The 21,359-nt window shown below is 72.2% G+C and carries 24 protein-coding genes; 11 read left to right on the plus strand and 13 right to left on the minus strand.

Features of this window, described 5'->3' with window-relative positions; translation table 11 throughout:
• The first annotated feature begins 204 nt into the window (after positions 1 to 204).
• Positions 205 to 639, plus strand: a complete 435-nt coding sequence (locus IF88_RS0115745) for a GNAT family N-acetyltransferase (RefSeq protein WP_030711499.1) — start codon at positions 205 to 207, stop codon at positions 637 to 639.
• On the opposite strand, the gene IF88_RS0115750 is transcribed toward IF88_RS0115745, so the two are convergent.
• The 4 genes from IF88_RS0115750 to bioB all read right to left on the minus strand — a co-directional run bounded on the left by IF88_RS0115750 (position 611) and on the right by bioB (position 4,981).
• Positions 611 to 1,306 (minus strand): class I SAM-dependent methyltransferase, encoded by a 696-nt coding sequence (locus IF88_RS0115750; protein WP_037806039.1) that lies wholly within the window; start codon positions 1,304 to 1,306, stop codon positions 611 to 613. The two genes, IF88_RS0115745 and IF88_RS0115750, sit on opposite strands and share 29 nt — an antisense overlap.
• A 355-nt stretch (positions 1,307 to 1,661) precedes the next feature.
• A complete protein-coding gene (bioD, locus tag IF88_RS0115755; protein WP_030711503.1) occupies positions 1,662 to 2,405 on the minus strand; it encodes a dethiobiotin synthase in 744 nt (247 codons plus the stop codon).
• Position 2,406: 1 nt separating this feature from the next.
• Positions 2,407 to 3,738, minus strand: coding sequence for an adenosylmethionine--8-amino-7-oxononanoate transaminase (locus IF88_RS0115760; RefSeq protein ID WP_030711505.1), 1,332 nt, complete (start codon positions 3,736 to 3,738; stop codon positions 2,407 to 2,409).
• Positions 3,731 to 4,981, minus strand: coding sequence for a biotin synthase BioB (gene bioB, locus IF88_RS0115765; protein WP_030711507.1), 1,251 nt, complete (start codon positions 4,979 to 4,981; stop codon positions 3,731 to 3,733). Before bioB ends, IF88_RS0115760 begins: the two co-directional genes overlap by 8 nt.
• 156 nt (positions 4,982 to 5,137) lie before the next feature.
• Here bioB and IF88_RS0115770 point away from each other — a divergent pair, with 156 nt between their 5' ends.
• Complete coding sequence (locus IF88_RS0115770; protein WP_030711509.1) at positions 5,138 to 6,310, plus strand: 8-amino-7-oxononanoate synthase; 1,173 nt, start codon at positions 5,138 to 5,140, stop codon at positions 6,308 to 6,310.
• A 6-nt stretch (positions 6,311 to 6,316) separates the two neighbouring features.
• Here IF88_RS0115770 and IF88_RS0115775 read toward each other — a convergent pair whose 3' ends face one another.
• Entirely contained in the window at positions 6,317 to 6,538 is a 222-nt protein-coding gene (locus IF88_RS0115775) for a DUF397 domain-containing protein (protein ID WP_030711511.1), read from the minus strand.
• A 12-nt stretch (positions 6,539 to 6,550) separates the two neighbouring features.
• Positions 6,551 to 7,435: a helix-turn-helix domain-containing protein gene (locus IF88_RS0115780; RefSeq protein WP_030711513.1), complete on the minus strand. Its 885-nt coding sequence runs from the start codon at positions 7,433 to 7,435 to the stop codon at positions 6,551 to 6,553.
• A gap of 198 nt (positions 7,436 to 7,633) precedes the next feature.
• Here IF88_RS0115780 and IF88_RS0115785 point away from each other — a divergent pair, with 198 nt between their 5' ends.
• A complete protein-coding gene (locus IF88_RS0115785) occupies positions 7,634 to 8,089 on the plus strand; it encodes an ATP-binding protein (protein WP_030711516.1) in 456 nt (151 codons plus the stop codon).
• A 6-nt stretch (positions 8,090 to 8,095) separates the two neighbouring features.
• Here IF88_RS0115785 and IF88_RS0115790 read toward each other — a convergent pair whose 3' ends face one another.
• Positions 8,096 to 8,488 (minus strand): VOC family protein, encoded by a 393-nt coding sequence (locus IF88_RS0115790; protein WP_030711518.1) that lies wholly within the window; start codon positions 8,486 to 8,488, stop codon positions 8,096 to 8,098.
• Positions 8,489 to 8,816: 328 nt separating this feature from the next.
• On the opposite strand from IF88_RS0115790, the gene IF88_RS0115795 reads away from it, so the two are divergent.
• The 7 genes from IF88_RS0115795 to IF88_RS0115825 all read left to right on the plus strand — a co-directional run bounded on the left by IF88_RS0115795 (position 8,817) and on the right by IF88_RS0115825 (position 15,250).
• Complete coding sequence (locus IF88_RS0115795; RefSeq protein ID WP_030711521.1) at positions 8,817 to 9,119, plus strand: urease subunit gamma; 303 nt, start codon at positions 8,817 to 8,819, stop codon at positions 9,117 to 9,119.
• A 14-nt stretch (positions 9,120 to 9,133) separates the two neighbouring features.
• A complete protein-coding gene (locus tag IF88_RS0115800) occupies positions 9,134 to 9,445 on the plus strand; it encodes an urease subunit beta (protein ID WP_030711524.1) in 312 nt (103 codons plus the stop codon).
• Positions 9,438 to 11,159, plus strand: coding sequence for an urease subunit alpha (locus IF88_RS0115805; protein ID WP_030711525.1), 1,722 nt, complete (start codon positions 9,438 to 9,440; stop codon positions 11,157 to 11,159). Before IF88_RS0115800 ends, IF88_RS0115805 begins: the two co-directional genes overlap by 8 nt.
• Positions 11,160 to 11,190: 31 nt before the next feature.
• A complete protein-coding gene (locus tag IF88_RS0115810) occupies positions 11,191 to 11,865 on the plus strand; it encodes an urease accessory protein UreF (protein ID WP_030711528.1) in 675 nt (224 codons plus the stop codon).
• A gap of 21 nt (positions 11,866 to 11,886) precedes the next feature.
• Positions 11,887 to 12,582 carry an urease accessory protein UreG gene (gene ureG / locus IF88_RS0115815; protein ID WP_030711531.1) on the plus strand — a complete coding sequence of 232 codons (696 nt, stop codon included), beginning with the start codon at positions 11,887 to 11,889 and terminating at the stop codon, positions 12,580 to 12,582.
• Positions 12,583 to 12,632: 50 nt separating this feature from the next.
• Positions 12,633 to 13,406, plus strand: coding sequence for an urease accessory protein UreD (locus IF88_RS0115820; RefSeq protein ID WP_234323547.1), 774 nt, complete (start codon positions 12,633 to 12,635; stop codon positions 13,404 to 13,406).
• A 182-nt stretch (positions 13,407 to 13,588) separates the two neighbouring features.
• Positions 13,589 to 15,250, plus strand: a complete 1,662-nt coding sequence (locus tag IF88_RS0115825; protein ID WP_078892912.1) for an alpha/beta hydrolase — start codon at positions 13,589 to 13,591, stop codon at positions 15,248 to 15,250.
• Between the two features lie 26 nt (positions 15,251 to 15,276).
• Here IF88_RS0115825 and IF88_RS0115830 read toward each other — a convergent pair whose 3' ends face one another.
• The 6 genes from IF88_RS0115830 to IF88_RS0115855 form a co-directional block, all read right to left on the minus strand.
• On the minus strand, positions 15,277 to 16,002 hold the full coding sequence (locus IF88_RS0115830) for a lysophospholipid acyltransferase family protein (protein WP_030711540.1): 726 nt from the start codon (positions 16,000 to 16,002) through the stop codon (positions 15,277 to 15,279).
• Positions 16,003 to 16,086: 84 nt separating this feature from the next.
• Positions 16,087 to 16,245 carry a hypothetical protein gene (locus IF88_RS47255; RefSeq protein WP_030711544.1) on the minus strand — a complete coding sequence of 53 codons (159 nt, stop codon included), beginning with the start codon at positions 16,243 to 16,245 and terminating at the stop codon, positions 16,087 to 16,089.
• A gap of 32 nt (positions 16,246 to 16,277) precedes the next feature.
• Positions 16,278 to 17,234: a cytochrome c oxidase assembly protein gene (locus IF88_RS0115840; RefSeq protein ID WP_030711547.1), complete on the minus strand. Its 957-nt coding sequence runs from the start codon at positions 17,232 to 17,234 to the stop codon at positions 16,278 to 16,280.
• Between the two features lie 89 nt (positions 17,235 to 17,323).
• On the minus strand, positions 17,324 to 18,349 hold the full coding sequence (locus tag IF88_RS0115845; RefSeq protein WP_030711550.1) for a 6-phosphofructokinase: 1,026 nt from the start codon (positions 18,347 to 18,349) through the stop codon (positions 17,324 to 17,326).
• A gap of 216 nt (positions 18,350 to 18,565) precedes the next feature.
• Positions 18,566 to 19,294, minus strand: coding sequence for a type 1 glutamine amidotransferase (locus tag IF88_RS0115850; RefSeq protein WP_030711552.1), 729 nt, complete (start codon positions 19,292 to 19,294; stop codon positions 18,566 to 18,568).
• Positions 19,295 to 19,322: 28 nt separating this feature from the next.
• Positions 19,323 to 20,561: a MurT ligase domain-containing protein gene (locus tag IF88_RS0115855; protein WP_030711554.1), complete on the minus strand. Its 1,239-nt coding sequence runs from the start codon at positions 20,559 to 20,561 to the stop codon at positions 19,323 to 19,325.
• A 123-nt stretch (positions 20,562 to 20,684) separates the two neighbouring features.
• Here IF88_RS0115855 and def point away from each other — a divergent pair, with 123 nt between their 5' ends.
• Positions 20,685 to 21,239, plus strand: a complete 555-nt coding sequence (def, locus tag IF88_RS0115860; RefSeq protein ID WP_030711557.1) for a peptide deformylase — start codon at positions 20,685 to 20,687, stop codon at positions 21,237 to 21,239.
• Positions 21,240 to 21,359: the final 120 nt, after the last annotated feature.

The raw sequence follows: 21,359 nt of genomic DNA on the forward strand, positions 1-21,359 counted from the left end.
GTCGATCACCTCCGTCCCATGATCGGGCAGGAGGAGGGGGACCGCGCGGTATCGCGGACGGCTGTGTCGGGGACCGGGAGGCTCGCCCATGGGCGGACGCTCACACCTTTCACTCAAGAGGGACCTTTGCCCACATGGTAAAGGACGGGCAAAGGGAACGGATCATTCTTTTGGTGGAGCGTGGCCGGATGATGGGATCCGGACATGAGTGATCTTCAGATCGGACCGGCGTCGGCGGCCGACCTCGGCGCCGTGCTGGACTTCTGGCAGGCCGCCGCCGAGGGAACGAGTATCAGCGACGACCTGGCCGGGGTCGAGCGCCTCCACGAACGTGATCCGCAGGCGCTGCTGCTCGCGCGGCGCGACGGAGAGCTCGTCGGCACGGTGATCGCGGGGTTCGACGGCTGGCGCTGCCACCTCTACCGGCTCGCGGTGCACCCCGGCCACCGGCGCCAGGGGATCGGGACCGCGCTGCTGGCCGCCGCCGAGGAGCGCTTCGTGGCGCTCGGCGGGCGGCGGGCGGACGCGATGGTGCTCGTCCGCAACGAGCGGGCCCACCTGGCCTGGGAGGCCGCGGGCTACGGGCCCCAGGACCAGTGGAAGCGCTGGGTCAAGCCTCTCGGCGGGCCGACCCGATGACGCAGTAGGAGGTCGGCAGGGCCGGACCGCGCTCGGGCAGCCGCACGCGCCGCTGCGAGACGATCCGGAAACCGGCCGCCTCGATGGCGGCGAGCGGGTCGCGCGCGGTGTGGCAGCCGCCGAAGAGCCGGGGCCAGACGGTCCGGTCCAGCGTGCGCTGGACGGCGGCCATGCCCGGGCCGGGCGCGCGGCCGTGCTCGAAGAAGCGCAGCTCGGCGCCGGGGCGGAGCACGCGGTGCAGTTCGGCGAGGGAGCGGGGCAGGTCCCGTACGGTGCACAGCACCAGCGAGGCGACGGCGACGTCGAAGGCCTCGCTCTTGACCGGGAGGGCCTCGGCGGCGGCCGGTACGACGTCCACGGGGACCTCGCAGCGGAGCGCGGCGGAGGACGCCAGGCGGCGGAGGGTGCGCTCTGGTTCGACGGCGACGACCTCGGAGACGGCGCGGGGGTAGTGCGGGAAGTTCAGGCCGTTGCCGGCGCCGATCTCGATGACGCGGCCGGAGACGCCGTGCAGCAGCTCGCGGCGGAGGGGGGCGATGCCGGCGCGGGTCTCGGCGGCTTTGCTCGCGCGGGCGTAGAAGCGGGCGAAGACCGGGTGGTGGACGGGGTCGTGGGGTGGGGTGGTGCGGGTGGTGTGGAGCGTGCGGTTCTTGCGGGGGCGCGGCATGACGGACCTCCCGGGGGCGGATGTGCCGGTACCTTCAGCGTGCCCTGTCGGCGGGGCCTCATCCCTTGCGGTCCGACTGCCGGGGCTCGGCCCCGGGCTCGCGCCTCAAACGCCGGCGGGGCTGAAAGAACGGGGCTCCGCCCCGGGCCCCGCGCCTCAAACGCCGGCGGGGCTGGATTTGTGACGCCCGGGGCTGGATGGTGCGGCGGAGGTGGAAGATCGGGGCTCCGCCCCGGACCCCGCGCCTCAAACGCCGGCGGGGCTGGGTGGGGCGGCGGAGGTGGAAGATCGGGGCTTCGCCACGGGCGCCGGGCCCGCGCCGCGAACGCGGGCGGGGCCCGGCGGGGGCCGGAGGTCAGGCGTTGGTGAGGGTGTAGGCCGGGGGGGACCAGGTGGTGAGGAAGGATTGTGCCGACCAGGTGCCCGAGAGGGGTGGGGCCAGCCAGGTCGGGGCCGATGCGCGGAACTCGGTGGGGGAGAGGGCGCCCGAGCCCTCCGGGATCGCGCCCAGCAGGGGCAGGGCCGAGGCCGTCGGGAGGTCCGCCAGGTTGCAGCGGGCCGCCAGGTCCGGGTTCCGCGGCCAGCTGCCGACGACCACGCCCAGCGGGGTCAGGTCGCGGGCTCGCAGGGCTTCCGCCGTGAGGGCGGTGGAGTTGAGGGTTCCGAGGCCCGCCGGGGCGACGATCACGGTCGGCGCGCCGAGCAGCCGGGCCGCGTCGGCCAGGGTGTTGCCCTCGTCGTCGAAGTGGACCAACAGCCCGCCCGCGCCCTCGACCAGGACCAGGTCGTGCACCTCGGACAGCTGCCGCGCGGCCTCCGCGATCTCCGCCGGGGCGAGGGCCGGCAGCCCCGCGCGGCGGGCCGCCGTGTGCGGGGCCAAGGGCTCCGGATAGCGGGCCAGTTCCACCGCGGTGACCGCGGAGCCGGCCAGGCGGACCGCCTCCGCGGCGTCCCCGGGCTCCTGCGGACCGACGCCCGTCTGTGCGGGCTTGAGCACCGCCACCGAGCGGCCGGCCGCGATCGCGGCGGCCGCGATCGCCGAGGTGACCACCGTCTTGCCGATTTCGGTGCCCGTCCCGGACACCATCACTACGGACATCTCAGCCTTCCTGCGCCGCCGCGCACACCGCGCGGCAGATACGGGTCACATCCGCCTCGCCGGTGACGAACGGCGGCATCACATAGATCAGGTCCCGGAACGGGCGCAGCCACACGCCCTCGCGCACCGCCGCCCGGGTCGCGGTGGCCACGTCGACCTCGTGGTCCAGCTGCACCACGCCGATGGCGCCCAGGACGCGTACGTCCCGCACGCCGGGGATCCCGGCCGCGGCGGCCAAGCCTTCGCGCAGCCCGGCCTCGATCCGCTTGACGTCGGTCGCCCAGTCCTGCCCGAGGAGGAGTTCGATCGAGGCGAGCGCCACCGCCGAGGCGAGCGGATTGCCCATGAAGGTCGGCCCGTGCGCGAGGACGGGCACCTCGCCCTGCGAGATCCCGTCGGCGACCCGTTCCGTGCACAGGGTCGCCGCGAGGGTGAGGTAGCCGCCGGTCAGCGACTTGCCCAGGCACATCACGTCCGGGGTGATCCCGGCGTGGTCGGCGGCGAAGAGCGCGCCGGTCCGGCCGAAGCCCGTCGCGATCTCGTCCAGGATGAGGAGGACGCCGTACTCGTCGCACAGCTCGCGCAGCACCCGCAGGTACCCCGGGTGGTGGAAGCGCATGCCACCGGCGCCCTGAACGACCGGCTCCACGATGACGGCGGCCAGTTCGTCGGCGTGCGCGGCGATCAGGGATCGCAGGTGGTCCGCGTACGCCGGGTCCACGGGCGTGTCGAAACCGCCGGGCGGCGCGTCCGCGAAGACCTGCCGCGGCAGGTGACCCTGCCACAGCTCGTGCATGCCGCCCTCGGGGTCGCAGACGGCCATCGGCTGCCAGGTGTCCCCGTGGTACCCACCGCGCCAGGTCAGCAGCCGGGTCTTGCCCGTCCGGCCCACCGAACGCCAGTACTGCAGGCACATCTTGACCGCGACCTCGACGGCCACCGAGCCCGAGTCGGAGAGGAAGACGTGCTCCAGCCCCGGCGGCGTGATCTCGACGAGCTTCGTGGCGAGCCGGACGGCGGGCTCATGGGTGAGCCCGCCGAACATCACGTGCGACATGCGGCCCAGCTGCGTGGTCACGGCCTCGTTGAGCACCGGGTGGTTGTAGCCGTGGATGGCCGACCACCAGGAGGACATGCCGTCGACCAGCTCCTCGTGACCCTCCCCCTGGGAGGGCTCGGCGAGGCGCAGCCGCACACCCGAGGCGGAGGCGATGACCAGCGGCTCCTGCCGGCCGGGCATCGGACCGTACGGGTGCCAGACGTGCTGCCGGTCCAGTGCGAGCAGTTCCGCGCCGGACGACGGCGCGTCGAGCGGGTGGAGCCGATCAGGCATTGGGAGCGATGTCCGTTCCCGCGCCGCGGCGGCGTACGGCCACCAGCTCCGGCCGGACCTCGCCGGCCTCGGCCTGGGCCGGTACGGGCTTCGCCTCAGCGGGCCCGTGCCCGGAGCAGCCGCCGCACGCCGAGCCGCAGCCCACCGCCTGGGCGTCGTCGGCCGGGGCCGCGCCCGAACCGCAGACCGGGGCGCCGCCGTTCGAGCCGCAGCCTCCGGTGGCAGCGGCCGCCGCGTCGGAGCGGTGCGCGGGAAGGGTCGACGTACCGGCGCCCTCCACCTCGAAACCGGCGTCCGCGATCATGTCGAGGTCGGCCTGACCGGCCTGGCCCTCACTGGTCAGGTAGTCGCCCAGGAAGATCGAGTTGACCACGTGCAGGGCCAGCGGCTGCAGCGAGCGCAGGTGCACCTCGCGCCCGCCGGCGAGGCGGACCTCGACGTCGGGGCAGACGAACCGCGCCATCGCCAGGATCCGCAGGCACCGCTGCGGGGTGAGGTTCCACTCCTTGGCCAGCGGGGTGCCCTCGAAGGGGATCAGGAAGTTGACCGGGACCGAGTCCGCGTCCAGCTCGCGCAGCGAGAAGACGACGTCGACCAGGTCCTCGTCGGTCTCGCCCATGCCCGCGATCAGACCGGAGCACGCGGACAGGCCGGCGGCGTGCGCCTTCTGTACGGTGTCGACCCGGTCCGCGTAGGTGTGGGTCTTGGTGATCGCCCCGTACGTCGCCTCGGACGTGTTGAGGTTGTGGTTGTAGGCATCCGCGCCGGCGTCGCGCAGCCGCTCCGCCTGGCCGTCCGAGAGCAGGCCGAGGCACGCGCAGACCTCGATGCCCTCGTTCTGCTCCTTGATCGCCTCGATGGTCTTGCCGACCCGGTCCACGTCCCGGTCCGTCGGCCCGCGGCCGCTCGCGACGAGGCAGACCCGCTTCGCGCCGCCCGCGACACCGGCGGCGGCGGCCTGGGAGGCCTCTTCCGGCTTCAGCCACGTGTACTTGAGGATCTCCGCCTTCGACCCCAGGCGCTGGGAGCAGTAGGAGCAGTCCTCCGGGCACAGGCCCGACTTCAGGTTGACCAGGTAGTTCAGCTTGACCCGACGCCCGAACCACTGGCGGCGCACCTTGCCGGCCGCGGCCACCACGTCGAGCAGTTCGTCGTCAGAAGTCGCCAGTACGGCGAGCGCTTCTTCGCGGGTCGGCAGCTCGCGCCGCAGCCCCTTGTCCACCAGGGTGTTCAGCAGGTCCATGCACCCGATCCTGGACCACAGCACCCATCCCGGCCAAGGAGAGATCGCACAACATGGCCGGATGGGTGTGTGTGTATCACCACACCTGGCGCACAAGTCACGGCCGCTAGGGTCGGGCAGGTCTGTGGACTGCCGACAAAACACGAGGACATGCCGATGCCCCAGCACACCCCCGAGCCCGAGGATGTCTTCGCCTGGATCGATGCCGCGGAGAGCGCGCGGGAACAGGCGGGGCTGGTCCGCACGCTCCGCCCGCGGCCGCCGGTGTCGCCGCTCCTGGACCTCGCGAGCAACGACTACCTGGGCCTGTCCCGGCACCCCGAGACCATCCGCGGGGCACGGGAGGCGGCCGAGCGCTGGGGCGCCGGAGCCACCGGTTCCCGTCTGGTGACGGGGACGACCGAGCTGCACGCGGAGCTGGAGCGGGAGCTCGCCGACTTCTGCGGCTTCGAGGCCGCGCTGGTCCTCTCCTCCGGGTACGCGGCCAACCTCGCCGCCGTCACCGCGCTCGGCGACTGGGGGACGCTGGTCGTCTCCGACGCCGGCAACCACGCCTCGATCGTCGACGGCTGCCGCCTCTCGCGCGCCGAGACCGCCGTGATCCCGCACTCCGACCCGGACACCGCGCGCAAGACGCTCGCCGCGCACGACGGCCGGGCGCTGCTGGTCAGCGACTCGGTGTTCTCCGTGGACGGGGACGCCGCCCCGCTCGTCGGGTACGCCGCCGCCTGCCGCGACGAGGGCGCGGCCCTGATCGTGGACGACGCGCACGGACTGGGCGTGCTCGGCGAGGGCGGCCGCGGCGCACTGCACGCCGCCGGGCTCGCGGGCGCGCCCTACGTGGTCGCGACACTGACCCTCTCGAAGTCCCTGGGCAGCCAGGGCGGAGCCGTGCTCGGTCCGGCCAAGGTGATCAGACACCTGATCAACACGGCGCGCACCTTCATCTTCGACACCGGGCTGGCCCCGGCCGCCGCGGGCGCGGCGCTGGCGAGCCTGCGCCTGCTGCGGCGGGAACCGGAGCGGGCGGGCCGCGCCCGCGAGGTGGCCGACCGGCTGTACGGGCGGCTCACCGCGTCCGGCCTGACCGCGGCCCGGCCGGACGCGGCCGTGGTGTCGGTACGGGCCCCGTCGGCGTCGGCGGCACTGCGCTGGGCCGCCGACTGCCGCGAGGCAGGTCTGTCCGTGGGGTGCTTCCGTCCGCCGTCGGTGCCGGACGGCATCTCCCGGCTGCGGCTGACCGCCCGGGCCGATCTCACGGGGGACGAGATCAACCGGGCGGTCGGGACGATCCTTCGGACCGCGCCGCCCGGAGCCACGGACCGCTAGGCGGAGCTACGCGGGCACGTCCGCCCGTACGGAGGCGAGGAAGCCGTCCCAGGCCGGCCCGGTGAAGAGCACGGCCGGGCCGTCCGCCCGCTTGGAGTCGCGGACGGCGAGCAGGCCGCCGCCGAGGGCGGCCGCTTCCACGCAGTTGTTCATTCCGGTGCTGCGGCTGCTCCGCCGCCACCGTGCGCTGATCAGAAGTCCGCCGCTGGATAAGGGGGTTGCGGACACGGGGGTGCCTCCTTACGCGTCGTCAGCAAGGCTGCTGATGAGATCCGACGAGTCCTGGGGCGGGAGGGCGTGTTCCTGGATGCTGCGGAACGCGGCGCTGTACGCCTCTAGGTCTTCCTTCCGCTCCAGATAGAGGCTACTCGTCAAATGGTCGAGTACCACCACATCCAGATCGGCGATGTCCGGAAATGAAAAAATCACGAACGGTCCTGTGAGGCCGAGATGGCCGCCGACGCTGAACGGAAGGACCTGCAGGCACACTTGGGGCAGCCGGGCCACCTCCGCCAAGTGCCGCAACTGCTCGGCCATCACCCCGGGCCCGCCGATCTGCCGGCGCAGCACCGCCTCGTCCAGGACCGCGCTCAGCTCCAGCGGCGGATCCGCCCGCAGCACCGACTGCCGGGCCAGCCGTACGTCGACCAGCGCGTCCACCTTCGGTTCCGGCAGCCCGCCCAGCGCGGCCCGGGTCACCGCCCGCGCGTACCCGGAGGTCTGCAGCAGTCCGGGCACCACGGACAGTTCCACGGTGCGGGCCGACCGGGCGCCCGCCTCCAGGCTGATGAAGTCCCGGTACTCCTGCGGCAGCAGCCCCCGGTAGTCGTGCCACCACTGGCGGCCCCGCCCGGTGTCACCGGCCGGACCGGGGCCGGCGGCCGAGGCCGACAGGGCCTCCAGCAGGGCGCGTTGCTCCGGGCTCACGACCTCCCCGTAGACGTCGAGGAGAAGCCGGATGTCCTCCGGCTTCACACCGCTGCGGCCTGTCTCGATGCGGCTGATTTTCGACTGGTGCCATCCCATGATCCGGGCGGCCTCACCACTGGTGAGTCCGGACCGGTCACGCAGGGCACGCAGTTCCTCGCCGAGCTTGCGCCGACGCACCGCGGGACCGTGCTGCACACCCGCCTCCCTTCCACCGGCACAGCTCGCACCAGTCTGCCGTCCAAATACGCTCTTCCGTAGCAGAGTTCACCGCATCGAGCGACAGATATATGCAGATCTTGGGGGAACGGCAGGTGTAACGGCACGATGGGTGGCACTCTGGCGTCCAGCACAGATCCGGGGCGGTTCCGCCCCGGTGGGAAAGGGACCGTCGCCATGGCAGACCACCAGGAAGCATCCGTCACTCTGCCGAGCGATCCCGCCTCGGTCGCCGCCGCCCGCCGCTACGTGGCGGACGTGCTGAGCGAATGGGGACTCCCCGAGGGCGCCGAGACCGCGGACAGCGTCCGGCTGATCGTCTCGGAGCTCGCCACCAACGCCGTACAGCATACTTTCGGCCAGTCGCCCACCTTCACCGTCGACCTCCGGCTGGAGCGTCAGGAGTGGCTGCGCGTCGGGGTGACCGACAGCCACCCGCGCTGGCCCAAGCGGCTCCCGGCCGCCGTCCAGCAGGACAACGGCCGGGGCATGGTCATCATTCGCTGGCTCGCCGCGGAGGCCGGCGGCCGGCTCTCGGTCACGCCGACCGAGGAAGGGGGCAAGACGGTGTGGATCGCGCTGCCCTGGGCCGTCGGAGCGCCGACGGCGGCGCGGAGCGCGACCGGCTGCTGACCGGGCTCAGGCGGTGCCGCGTTCCACCGCGCTGCGCTCGATGCACAGCTCGTTGCCCTCGGGGTCGGCGAGCACGACCCAGCCCATGACGCCGTCCTCGTCGCGGCGGTCGTCCACGAGCTTCGCGCCGAGCCCGATCAGCCGCTCGACGGTCTCGTCCCGGGTGCCGGTGGGCGGCTCGATGTCCAAGTGGACCCGGTTCTTGACGGACTTGGCGTCCGGCACCCGGATGAACAGCAGTCCGGGCACCCCGGGCCGCCCCGGCTCCAGCAGGATCTCGTCGTCCCCCTCCACGTCGTCGGGGTGGATGGGGAAGCCGGTCACCGCGGACCAGAACTCGGCGACCCGGTAGGGGTCGAGGGCGTCGAAGGTGATGTGCCGGACGGGGTTGACGAACATGTGTCTCCTCGCTGGGGATTCCGTATGCGGAGCCGTACGCGGAGCCGTATACGGAACCGGGTTCTTGGGGCAGCGGAGTTGAACCGGGTGCCTGCCCGAAACGTGGGTTAACGCAGCGGAAAAGCGCGGGCCCTAGCGTGGCGGCCACGTTCGACCGCCAATGATCACCCATGATCCGGTAAAGCGGCGGTGGTCGGGACGGAAAGCCTTCTCCTGCGTTGGGCAAGACATGCTTGGCTCGGATATGTGCAGGTCAACAAAGTGTTGAAGGCGGCTAGGGTCGCCCCGGCGTGCTGTTGATCTTGTCCCGGAAACTTGGTGATGACGAGTGCATCTGACACCGCACGAGCAGGAGAGACTGCTCATCCACGTGGCTGCGGACGTGGCCGAGAAGCGAAGGGTGCGCGGGGTCCGCCTCAACCACCCCGAGGCGATCGCGCTGATCACGTCGCACATCCTCGAAGGGGCCCGTGACGGGCGGACCGTGGCCGAGCTGATGGCCTCCGGCCGCACCGTCCTGCGCCGCGAGGACGTCATGGAGGGGATCCCCGAGATGATCCACGACGTCCAGGTCGAGGCGACCTTCCCGGACGGCACCAAGCTCGTCACCGTCCACGACCCCATCGTCTGAAGAGGAGTGCCCGCATGATCCCCGGCGAGATCGCCTACGGGGACGGCCCGGTGCGCCTCAACGAGGGCCGCCCCGTCACCCGCCTCACCGTGCTCAACGCCGCCGACCGCCCGGTCCAGGTCGGCTCCCACTACCACTTCGCCGAGGCCAATCCCGGCCTCGACTTCGACCGCGCCGCCGCCCGCGGGCTCCGCCTCGACATCGCCGCCGGTACCGCCGTCCGCTTCGAGCCGGGCATCCCGGTCGCGGTGGAACTCGTACCGCTGGGCGGCCTGCGCACCGTGCCGGGACTGCGCGGGGAGACCGGAGGGCCGCTCGATGGCTGAGATCTCCCGCCAAGTGTACGCCGACCTCTTCGGGCCGACCGCCGGAGACCGGATCCGGCTCGCCGACACCGATCTCTTCGTCGAGATCGAGGAGGACCGCAGCGGCGGCCCCGGCCGGGCCGGGGACGAGGCCGTCTTCGGAGGCGGCAAGGTGATCCGCGAATCCATGGGGCAGGCCCGCACCACCCGGGCGGAGGGCGCCCCCGACACCGTGATCACCGGCGTCGTCGTCCTCGACCACTGGGGCATCGTCAAGGCCGACCTCGGCATCCGCGACGGCCGGATCTGCGGCATCGGCAAGGCCGGCAACCCCGACACCATGGACGGGGTCGACCCGGCACTCGTCATCGGCCCCGAGACCGAGATCATCGCGGGCAACGGGAAGATCGTCACCGCCGGCGCCATCGACGCCCACGTGCACTTCATCTCCCCGACGGTCATCGAGGAGGCGCTGGCCTCCGGGATCACCACCCTCGTCGGCGGGGGCACCGGACCGGCCGAAGGCACCAAGGCCACCACCGTCACGCCCGGACCCTGGCACCTGGCCCGGATGTTCGCGGCACTGGAGGCCTACCCGGTCAACATCGGCCTCCTCGGCAAGGGCAACACCATGTCCCGCGAGGCCATGCACTCCCAACTGCGCGGCGGCGCCCTCGGATTCAAGATCCACGAGGACTGGGGGTCCACCCCGGCCGTCATCGACGCCTGCCTCAGCGTCTGCGACGAGACCGGCGCCCAGGTCGCCATCCACACCGACACCCTCAACGAGGCGGGATTCGTCGACGACACCCTCGCCGCCATCGCGGGACGGACCATCCACTCGTACCACACCGAAGGCGCGGGCGGCGGGCACGCCCCCGACATCATCACCGTCGTCTCCGAGCCCAACATCCTGCCGAGCTCCACCAACCCCACCCGGCCGCACACCGTCAACACCGTCGAGGAACACCTCGACATGCTGATGGTCTGCCACCACCTCAACCCGGCCGTCCCCGAGGACCTCGCCTTCGCCGAATCGCGCATCCGGCCCTCGACCATCGCCGCCGAGGACGTCCTGCACGACCTCGGGGCCATCTCCATCATCTCCTCCGACTCCCAGGCCATGGGCCGGGTCGGCGAGGTCGTGCTGCGCACCTGGCAGACCGCCCACGTGATGAAGAAGCGGCGCGGCTTCCTCCCCGGCGACGGACCCGCCGACAACCAGCGGGCCCGCCGCTACGTCGCGAAGTACACGATCAACCCCGCCGTGGCCCAGGGGCTCGCCCGTGAGATCGGCTCGGTCGAGACCGGCAAACTCGCCGACCTGGTCCTGTGGAACCCGGCCTTCTTCGGCGTCAAGCCCGAACTCGTCATCAAGGGCGGCCAGATCGCCTACGCGCAGATGGGCGACGCCAACGCCTCCATCCCCACCCCGCAGCCCGTCCTGCCCCGCCCGATGTTCGGCAGCCACGGGCGCGCCCCCGCCCTGAACTCGCTGAACTTCACCGCACAGGCCGCCCTCGACCACGGACTGCCCGAACGCCTCGGACTCGGCAAGCAGTTCACCGCCATCGAGAGCACCCGAAAGGTGGGCAAGGCCGACATGCGCAACAACGACACCATGCCGAGGGTCGAGGTCGACGCCGACACCTTCACGGTCACCATCGACGGGGAGGTCGTCGAACCGGCACCCGCGGCGGAACTTCCCATGGCCCAGCGGTACTTCCTCTTCTGATGGAGCGCAGCCCGATGAGAGGCCTCCTGTCATGAGCCTCGCCGCCCTGCTCGTCCTCGCGGACGGCCGCTTCCCGGCCGGGGGGCACGCCCACTCCGGCGGGGCCGAGGCCGCCTGCAAGGCGGGCCGGATCCACGACGCGGCCACCCTGGAGGAGTTCTGCCGGGGCCGGCTGCACACCGCCGGACTCACCGCGGCAGCGCTGGCGGCGGCCGCGGCCCTCGGGCTCGACCCGGCGGAACTCGACGCCGCCGCCGACGCCCGCACCCCCTCACCCGCCCTGCGCACCGCGGCCCGCAGGCTCGGGCGGCAGCTGCTGCGCGCCGCCCGGGCCACCTGGCCCGCGCCCGAACTGGAAGCCCTGGCCGCCGCCTTCCCGCGCGGCGCCCACCAGCCCGTGGTGCTCGGCGTCACCGCCCGGGCGGCCGGGCTCGGGCCGCTCGATGCCGCGCACGTGGCGGCGTACGAGAGCGTCGGCGGGCCCGCGACCGCGACCGTACGGCTGCTCGGTCTGGACCCCTTCGAGGCGAGCGGGGTCCTGGCCCGGCTCGCCCCCGAACTCGACGCGGTCAGCGCCCGAGCGGCCGGGGCCGCACTGCGCGCCCGCGCCGAAGGGCCGGAGGTGCTGCCCGCCTCCTCCTCGCCGCTGCTGGACATCTCGGCGGAGATCCATGCCGACTGGCCGGTACGCCTGTTCGCTTCCTGACCCCCGAAGGAGACACCCCCCATGCACCTCGACCACGCCGTGACCTACCCCCACCGGCACACCCACAGCGCCGCCCCGCTCCGCGCCGACGGCACCCGGCGCGCCCTGCGCATCGGCCTCGGCGGACCCGTCGGCTCCGGCAAGACCGCCACCGTGGCGGCCCTGTGCCGCGCGCTGCGCACCGAACTGTCCATGGCCGTCGTCACCAACGACATCTACACCCGCGAGGACGCCGAGTTCCTGCTCCGCGAGGCCGTCCTGCCGCCCGAGCGGATCACCGCCGTCGAGACCGGCGCCTGCCCGCACACCGCCATCCGCGACGACATCTCCGCCAACCTGGAGGCGGTCGAGGAACTGGAGGACACCTTCCGGGAGAGCGGCCCGCTCGACCTGATCCTCGTCGAATCCGGCGGGGACAACCTCACCGCCACCTTCTCCCGCGGCCTCGTCGACGCCCAGATCTTCGTCATCGACGTCGCCGGCGGGGACGACATCCCCCGCAAGGGCGGCCCCGGCGTCACCACCGCCGACCTCCTCGTCGTCAACAAGACCGACCTCGCCCCGTACGTCGGCTCCGACCTCGGTCGGATGGCCCGCGACGCCGCCGAGCAGCGCGGTGAACTGCCCGTCGCCTTCCAGTCGCTGCGCGGACCCGAAGGGGTGGCCCCGGTGGCCGCCTGGGTGCGCGAGCGGATCGCCGCCTGGACCGTACGGTGACCAGCGCGCCTCCCCTTTCCCCGCCCCGGGTCCCCCCGCACTCCGTGCCCGTGCCCGTCCCCGTGCCCGCTTCGGGCCTGCGGGCCACCGCCCGCATCCACGCCGTCGCCGACGGGCGGGGCGGCACCGCCCTGCCGCTGCTGGCCGGCGAGGGGCCGCTCGCGCTGCGCCGCACCCGCGGGTCCGGGGCCGAGGCCCGGGTCATGCTGGTCGGCGCGATGAGCGCGCCGCTGGGCGGGGACCACCTCACCGTCGAGGCCGCCGCCGGGCCCGGCGCGCGCCTCGCCCTCGCCTCGGCCGCGGCCACCCTGGCACTGCCCGGCCGGGGCGGCGAACCCGCGCGGTACGACGTACGCCTGACCCTGGAGGACGGGGCGTCGGTGCGCTGGCTGCCTGAGCCGCTGGTCTCGGTGCGCGGCAGCGAACTGCGGGTGCGCACCCGGGTCGCGCTGGCCCCCACCGCCCGGCTGCTGCTGCGCGAGGAGCAGGTGCTCGGACGCGCGGGGGAGGACCCGGGCCTGCTGAGCAGCCGGCTCACCGTCACCCGCGGCGGCCGTCCGCTGCTGGACCAGGAACTCGCCTGCGGCCCCGGTGCGCCCGGCGGCTGGGACGGCCCGGCGGGCCTGGCCGGGCACCGGGCACTCGGCCAGCTCCTCGTCGTGGACCCCGACTTCGCCGAGGACCCGCCCGCGGCCCGGGTGCTGGGGGAGTGCGCGGTGGTGACGCCGCTGGCCGGTCCCGCGGTCCTCGTGACGGCCCTGGCGCCGGACGCCCTGCGGCTGCGCGAGGTGCTCGACGCGGCCTGCCGTACCTACCACTTGTGAACGGGGGACGAATCAGGCACCGCTCAGCGGTACACGCCTTTCCGGTTATCGGGTTGGCAAAGAAGTCGATCGAGCTCTGTCGCCGGTCCCGGATCAGACGACAGGATCCCCCTGCACGCCGACGACCGCACCCGACCAACCCGGCCGCCCACGGCGGCACCTGACGCAGGGGGAACAACCACGTGATACGCAACGCGACGCTGGGGAGCGCCGCCACACTGATCACCGGCACACTGGCGGCGAGCCTGCTGCTGGCCCCGCCGGCCGCCGCGGCCCCGACCGACAACGGCCCCAAGCTGCCGGAGGTGCTGGGGGTCCAGATCGCCGCCGCCCGCGCCGCCCGTACCGGGATCGACTGGAAGGACTGCCCCGCGGACTGGGGCCTGGAGAAGCCCATCCAGTGCGGCTGGGTGAAGGTCCCGCTCGACTACGCGAAGCCGTACGGCAAGACCATCGAGATCGCCGTCGACCGGATCGGCAGCACCGGCACCCAGCAGGAGCGCCAGGGCGCGCTCGTCTACAACCCCGGCGGCCCCGGCGGCTCCGGCATGCGCTTCCCGCGCCGGGTCACCACCAAGAGCCCGCTGTGGGTCAACGCCTCCAAGGCGTACGACTTCGTCGGCTTCGACCCCCGTGGTGTCGGCCACTCCGCGCCCATCTCCTGCATCGACCCGCAGGAGTTCGTGAAGGCCCCCAAGGCCGACCCGGTCCCGGACAGCGAGGCCGACAAGCTCGCCCAGCGCAAGCTCGCCGCCGAGTACGCGGACGGCTGCAAGGAGCGCAGCGGCGAGATGCTGCCGCACATGACCACGCCGAACAGCGCGCGCGACATGGACGTGATCCGCGCCGCCCTCGGCGAGGCGAGGCTGAACTTCCTCGGCGTCTCCTACGGCACCTACCTCGGCGGGGTCTACGCGAGCCTCTTCCCGACCCACGTGCGCCGGATGATCGTGGACAGCGTGGTCGACCCCTCGCAGGACAACATCTGGTATGAGGCCAACCTCGGCCAGGACGTCGCCTTCCAGATGCGCTGGAACGACTGGCAGGACTGGGTCGCCAAGAACGACGGGGTCTTCCACCTCGGCGACACCCGCGCCAAGGTCGAGGCCAAGTGGCAGGAGCTGCGCAACAAGGCGAAGGCCAATCCGATCGGCGGGATCGTCGGACCGGCCGAGCTCATCGGCTTCTTCCAGGGCGCCCCGTACTACGACTCGTCCTGGGTGCCCGTCGCCCAGACCTGGGCCGCCTACGTCGCCGGTGACGAGCAGGCGCTCGTCGACGCCATCGCCCCGGACATGACGGACACCAAGGGCAACGCGGCCTCGGAGAACGGCAACGCCGTCTACACCGCGGTCGAGTGCGCCGACGCCAAGTGGCCCACCAGCTGGGCCAAGTGGGACCGGGACAACTCCAAGCTCCACGAGAAGTACCCGTTCCTGACCTGGTCGAACGCCTGGATGAACCTGCCCTGCGCGACCTGGAAGGCCAAGCAGAGCACCCCGATCGCGGTCGGCGCCAAGCGCGTGCCGCCGATCCTGATCGTCCAGTCCGAGCGGGACGCGGCCACGCCGTACAAGGGCGCGGTCGAGCTGCACCGCCGCCTCGCCGGCTCGCGTCTGATCACCGAGCAGAACGCCGGTTCGCACGGTGTCACCAGCCTGCTGAACCCCTGCATCAACACGCGGGTGGACACCTACCTGCTGACCGGCAAGGTCGACGCGCAGGACGTGACGTGCGCCCCGCACGCCACGCCCGTCGCCCCGGCCCAGGCCGCCGCGCTGTCGCTCGACCACGGAACGGGCAGCGCATGGCCCGCCCGTGAGGAGCTGCCGGCCGTCCGCTAGACCGGACCGGCCGTACGGGAGGAGGCTCAGCGCGCGGAGCGCCGGGCCTTCTTCCGTTGGTCCTTCTTGCGCTCCGCCTCCTCCTCGGCCTTCACCTCGGCCGCGTACCGGTCGACGTACTCCTGGCCGGACAGTTCGAGGATGGCGTACATGATCTCGTCGGTGACCGCCCGCAGGATCGCCCGCTCGCCCTCCATGCCGGCGTACCGGGAGAAGTCCAGCGGCCGGCCGAAGCGGATCGTCACCCGCCGGATGTTCGGGATCTTCTGCCCGGGCGGCTGGATCTCGAAGGTGCCGACCATCGCGCAGGGGATCACGGGCACCCCGGCGCCCAGGGCCATCGCGGCCACGCCCACCTTCCCCTTGTAGAGCCGCCCGTCGTGCGAGCGCGTCCCCTCCGGGTAGATGCCGAGCAGCTCGTCCTTGGCCAGCACCGCCAGCCCCTCGCGCAGCGCCGCCTGTCCGGCGTTCTTGCCGGAGCGGTCCACCGGGATCTGCCCGGCGCTGCGGAAGAAGGCGGCGGTGAGCCGGCCCTTGATGCCGGGGCCGGTGAAGTACTCGGCCTTCGCGAGGAAGGTGATCCGCCGCTTGAGGATCGCGGGCATCAGGAAGTGGTCGGAGAAGGACAGGTGGTTGCCCGCGACGATCGCGGCACCCTCCGCCGGGATGTTCTCCAGGCCCTCGATCCGGGGCCGGAACAGCAGCCTCAGCAGAGGACCGATCAGCACGTGCTTGAGCAAGTGGTAGAACACCAGGCCGCTCCCGTCGATATCCCGTTGTCACCGCCAGTTTACGGACGGTGAGCCACGGGCTGGAGGGGGCGGTGGGAACCAACCTCAGACATTGCGCGAGGCGGCCATCCCGGCGGTCAGCAGCCCCAGCACCACCCAGCCGAACCACAGCCAGCCGTTGCTGCCGAGGGCCACGGAGTACGTGGCGACGGCCACCAGTGCGGCGAAGGTCATGACGGCCATCGCCTTAACGGATCCGGTCATGCCCCATGGTCGCGCGCGAGAGGGCGGATCCGCTACTGGCCACGCGCTTGGAGCGAGGCGAGATACGAGTTGTACGCCTCCAGCTCCTTGTCGCCGTTACGGTCCTCGGCCCGGTCGGAGCGCTTCGCCGCCCGCTGCTCGGAGCGGTACCACTGGTAGACGAGGGCGATCAGGACCAGCACCGAGGGGATCTCGCTGAAGGCCCAGGCGATCCCGCCGCCCCACTGCTGGTCGAGCAGCGGGTCGATGTCGAGGGAGGCCGGCGGGTTCGCGTACGTCCTGATCATCGGCTCGCTCGCCATCATCAGGGCGATGCCGAAGAACGCGTGGAAGGGCATGCCGGCGAAGAGCTCCAGCATCCGCATCACGTAGCCCGGACGGTGCGGACCCGGGTCGATGCCCATAATCGGCCAGAAGAAGATGAGGCCGACGGCGAGGAAGTGGACCATCATCGCGATGTGCCCGGTGCGGCTCTCCATCAGGAAGTCGAAGAGCGGGGTGAAGTACAGGGCGTAGAGGCTCGCGATGAACATGGGGATGGTGAAGGCGGGGTGGGTGATCACCCGCATGTACCGGCTGTGCAGCAGCGCCAGCAGCAGCTCGCGCGGGCCCTTGTGGCCGCGTGCGGCGGGCGGCAGCGCGCGCAGCGCCAGGGTCACCGGGGCGCCCAGCAGCAGCAGGATCGGGGTGATCATGCTGATCACCATGTGCTGGACCATGTGCACGCTGAACATGACCATGCCGTAGTCGTTCAGCTTGGTGCACATCACCAGGACCACGGTCAGCACGCCCGCGGTGAAGGCGGTCGTCCGGCCCGGCGGCCAGGCGTCGCCGCGCCGGCGCAGCCGCAGCACTCCCCACCCGTACAGGGCGAGTCCCGCCAGCGAGCCGATCAGGAAGAACGCGTCGAAGGAGAACTCCAGCCCGCGTCCGAGAGTGAAGGGCGGCAGGTCCATGTTCATGTCCATGCCGTGCCCGCTGTGATCCATCTCTTCACTCCCTTGACTGTGGCGCCCCACCACAGTAGTGCCGCCCCCGTACGCTCCTGCGCGCGGGGGCGGCCGTAACGGGCATACGGTTACAGAACCGTCTGGGCCTCGTCGTACCGGTCGGCCGGCACCGTCTTGAGGGTCGAGGTCGCCTCGGCGAGCGGCACCATCTCGATATCCGTGCCGCGCAGCGCGGTCAGCATGCCGAACTCGCCGCGGTGCGCGGCCTCCACGGCGTGCCAGCCGAAGCGAGTGGCGAGGACCCGGTCGTACGCGGTGGGCGTGCCGCCGCGCTGGACGTGGCCCAGGATCACCGGCCGGGCCTCCTTGCCCAGGCGGTGCTCCAGCTCCACGGCGAGCCGGTTGCCGATGCCGGCGAACCGCTCGTGGCCGTACATGTCGACGCCGCCCTCCTCCAGGTCCATCGACCCGGGGCGCGGCTTGGCGCCCTCGGCGACCACGACGATCGCGAAGCGCTTGCCCGCGGAGAAGCGCTCGCCGACGATCGCCGTCAGCTCCTCGATGTCGAAGGGACGCTCCGGCACGACGATCGCGTGCGCGCCGGCCGCCATGCCCGAGTGCAGGGCGATCCACCCGGTGTGGCGGCCCATGACCTCCACGACCATCACGCGCTGGTGGGACTCGGCAGTGGTCTTCAGGCGGTCCAGGGCCTCCGTGGCCACACCGACGGCGGTGTCGAAGCCGAAGGTGACGTCGGTGGAGGCGATGTCGTTGTCGATGGTCTTCGGGACGCCGACGATCGGCAGACCGGCCTGCGACAGCAGGTTCGCGGCCTTCAGGGTGCCCTCGCCGCCGATCGGGATGATCGCGTCGAGGCCGAGGTCGGCGACGTGCCCGCGAGCACGCTCCACGCCGTCGCGCAGGTGCGCGGGCTGGACCCGGGAAGAGCCGAGGATGGTGCCGCCGCGGGCCAGGATGCCGGCGACGGCATCGAGGTCCAGCTTGCGGTAGTCCGCCTCCAGCAGACCCTTCCAGCCGTCGAGGAAGCCGATCACCTCGTCGCCGTGGTCGACGACGGCGCGGTGCACGACGGAGCGGATGACGGCGTTGAGGCCGGGGCAGTCGCCACCGGAAGTGAGCACACCAATGCGCATGGCAGGGAGAGACCTTTGCAACGTGGGCCGACGACCGGACCACGTCGTCCGGTTGGAACTACGGCCACCCTACAAGCGGTGGAGCAGTGGGCTGAACCATCCTCCACATGCTGGTCGTGATCGTCGTACAAAACGACATCGGCCCGGTTCTCCCTAGGGAAAACCGGGCCGAACACATGATGCGGGGGCCGCCCCGATGAGCGGTCCGCGAGGGTGCTACGCGGGCTGCGTCGCCGCCGCGATGCGCTCTGCGCGCAGCGCCTCGTACCACCGGTCGTCTATGGCCGGCAGCGCGTTCACGTCGAGGGCCAGCTTCAGCAGCAGGTCCGCGATCTGCGGGTTGCGGGCCATCACGGGGCCGTGCATGTAGGTGCCGAACACCGTGTCGTTGTACGCGCCTTCGGTGCCGTCGCCGTTGCCGTTGCCGCGGCCCATCGTGACCCGGGCGAACGGCTTGGCCGTCGGGCCGAGGTGCGTGACGCCCTGGTGGTTCTCGAACCCCGTCAGCTGCGGCAGACCCAGGCGCGGGTCGATGTCGGCGAGGACGTCGCCGACGCACCGCTCGCCCTCACCGCGCAGGGTGACGACGTCCAGCAGGCCGAGGCCCTCCTGGCGCTGGCCCTGGTCGTTGACGAACTCCTTGCCGAGGATCTGGTACCCGGCGCACACGGAGAAGACGATCGCCCCGTTCGAGACGGCGCGCTCCAGGCCGCCGTCGCGCAGCAGGCGCTCCGCGGCGAGGCGCTGCGGGCGGTCCTCGCCGCCGCCGATCAGGTAGATGTCGCCCGAGGTGGGGATGGGCTGGTCGCTGCGCACGTCCACGCGCTGCACGTCCAGGCCGCGCTGGCGGGCCCGGCGCTCCACGACGAGGGCGTTGCCCTGGTCTCCGTACGTGCTGAGCAGGTCGGGGTAGACCCACACCAGACGCAGGCTGTTGTCGCTCATGCTCTTGTCCTCTGCGTTTCTGACGGGCCTAGTTGCCGACGCGGCGGCGGACGTCCTGGAAGGCGGTGTAGTTGGCGATCAGCTCGATCTGGCCGGGCGGCGCGAGCTGCACGGCCTCGTCGAGGGTCTCGCACACCCGGAAGTCCAGGCCCGCGACCTCCAGGCGGACCGCGAGGTCCAGCTTGCGGTCGCCGATCACGAAGATCGGGTGGCCGGCCAGGCGCGGGTAGTCCACGTCCCACAGCCAGGAGGTGTCCGTGCCGTCGGCGCCGCGCGCGTTCACGGAGAGGATCACCGGGGTCGGCGGCGGGTCGATCAGCGAAAACGTTTCGAGCCAGCCCGCCGGGTTCTTCGCGAGCAGCAGCCGCAGCTCACGGCCCTGGAAGTTCACCACGTCGTAGCGGCCGGCGACGGCCTGCACCTGGTACATCCGCTCCAGCGCGACCTGCGGCGGCACGCCGAAGACGGCGGCCACGGCGGCCGAGGTGGCGGCGTTGGCCTTGTTGGCGCGGCCGGGCAGCTGGAGGTGGATCGGCCAGGCCGAGCCGTGCGGGTCCAGCACGTGGTCCCCGGAGAGCACCCAGGTCGGGTTCGGGCGGCGGAAGCCGCACTCGCCGCAGAACCAGTCGTCGCCCGGGCGCTGCATGACACCGCCGCAGGAGGGGCACGACCAGGCGTCGTCCTTCCATTCCTGGCCGGCCGCGACCCACACCACGTTCTGCGAGGAGGAGGCGGACCACACGATCAGCGGGTCGTCGCAGTTCGCGACGATGACCGCCTTCGAGCCCTGGAGGCCCTCGCGCCACTTCTCCGCGAGCATGCGGGTCTCGGCGGCGCGGTCCAGCTGGTCGCGGGAGAGGTTGAGCAGGGCGATCACCTTGGGGGTGACGTCCCGGGCCACTCCGGCCAGGTACTTCTCGTCGACCTCGATGACGCCGTACTTGGCGTCCGAGCCGCCCGCCAGGGCCGAGGTGATGCCGGCCGGCATGTTGGCGCCGAGGGCGTTGGAGACGACCGGACCGCTGGCCCGCAGGGCCTCCGCGATCAGCCGGGTCGTCGTGGTCTTGCCGTTCGTCGCGGAGACGAGGACGACGTCGAGGTGTTGCGCCAGCGCGCCGAGAAGATCGGGGTCGAGTTTGAGTGCGACCTTGCCACCGATCACCGATCCGCTTCCGCGTCCCGCGGCCCGCGACACCGCCGCCGCGGCCTTGCCCGCCGTCACGGCCAGCTTGGCCCGCGGCGAAAGCGGCTCCGTGTTGCCTGCCATCGTCCCTTGTCCTCCTTGCGTCGGTCGGCCCCAGCCTATCCAGTACAGGCCGGAGCCTTGACCGCGGCGCCCCCGCCCCGCCGCGGATCTCCTCATATAGTCGCCCGTCGTACGCTTACGGCCATGCGACAGCGCCCCATTCCCGGTACCACCGGACTCGTCCGCACCATGAGCCTGCTGGGTGCTCCGGTGCTCCACTCGGCCTGCGCGGAGGTCACCGAATTCGGCCCGGAGCTCGACCGGCTCATCGAGGACATGTTCGCGACGATGTACGCCGCGGAGGGCGTCGGCCTCGCCGCGAACCAGATCGGCGTCGGACAGCGGGTCTTCGTCTACGACTGCCCCGACGACGAGGACGTCCGCCACGTCGGGCACATCGTCAACCCGAGGCTGGTCGAGGCCGACGGGGACGAGTTCCTCGGGCCCGAGGGCTGCCTGTCCCTGCCGGGGCTGGAGGCGGGGACGGCGCGCTTCGACCGGGCGGTCGTCGAGGGGGTCACCTCGGGCGGGGCGCCCGTGCGGATCGTTGGTACGGGCTTCTTCGCGCGCTGTCTGCAGCACGAGTGCGACCACCTCGACGGGACCGTGTACGCGGACCGCGTGACCGGCCTGCGGGCCCGTCGCCTGCGGCGCGCCATCCGCAAGGCCCCCTGGGCCCCGGCCCCACCACGCGACTAGCCCTTCCTCGGCTGCGCCGGGCCGACCTCGGCCCTGCGGGCCCAGCCTCAGCGCGCCCCCTTTCCGGCTGCGCCGGGCCAAACCCAGCCCCTCCGGCGTTTGAGGAGCGGGGTCTGGGGC

Origin of the sequence: Streptomyces sp. NRRL F-2580 (assembly GCF_000720115.1) — a bacterium.
GTDB lineage: Bacteria > Actinomycetota > Actinomycetes > Streptomycetales > Streptomycetaceae > Streptomyces.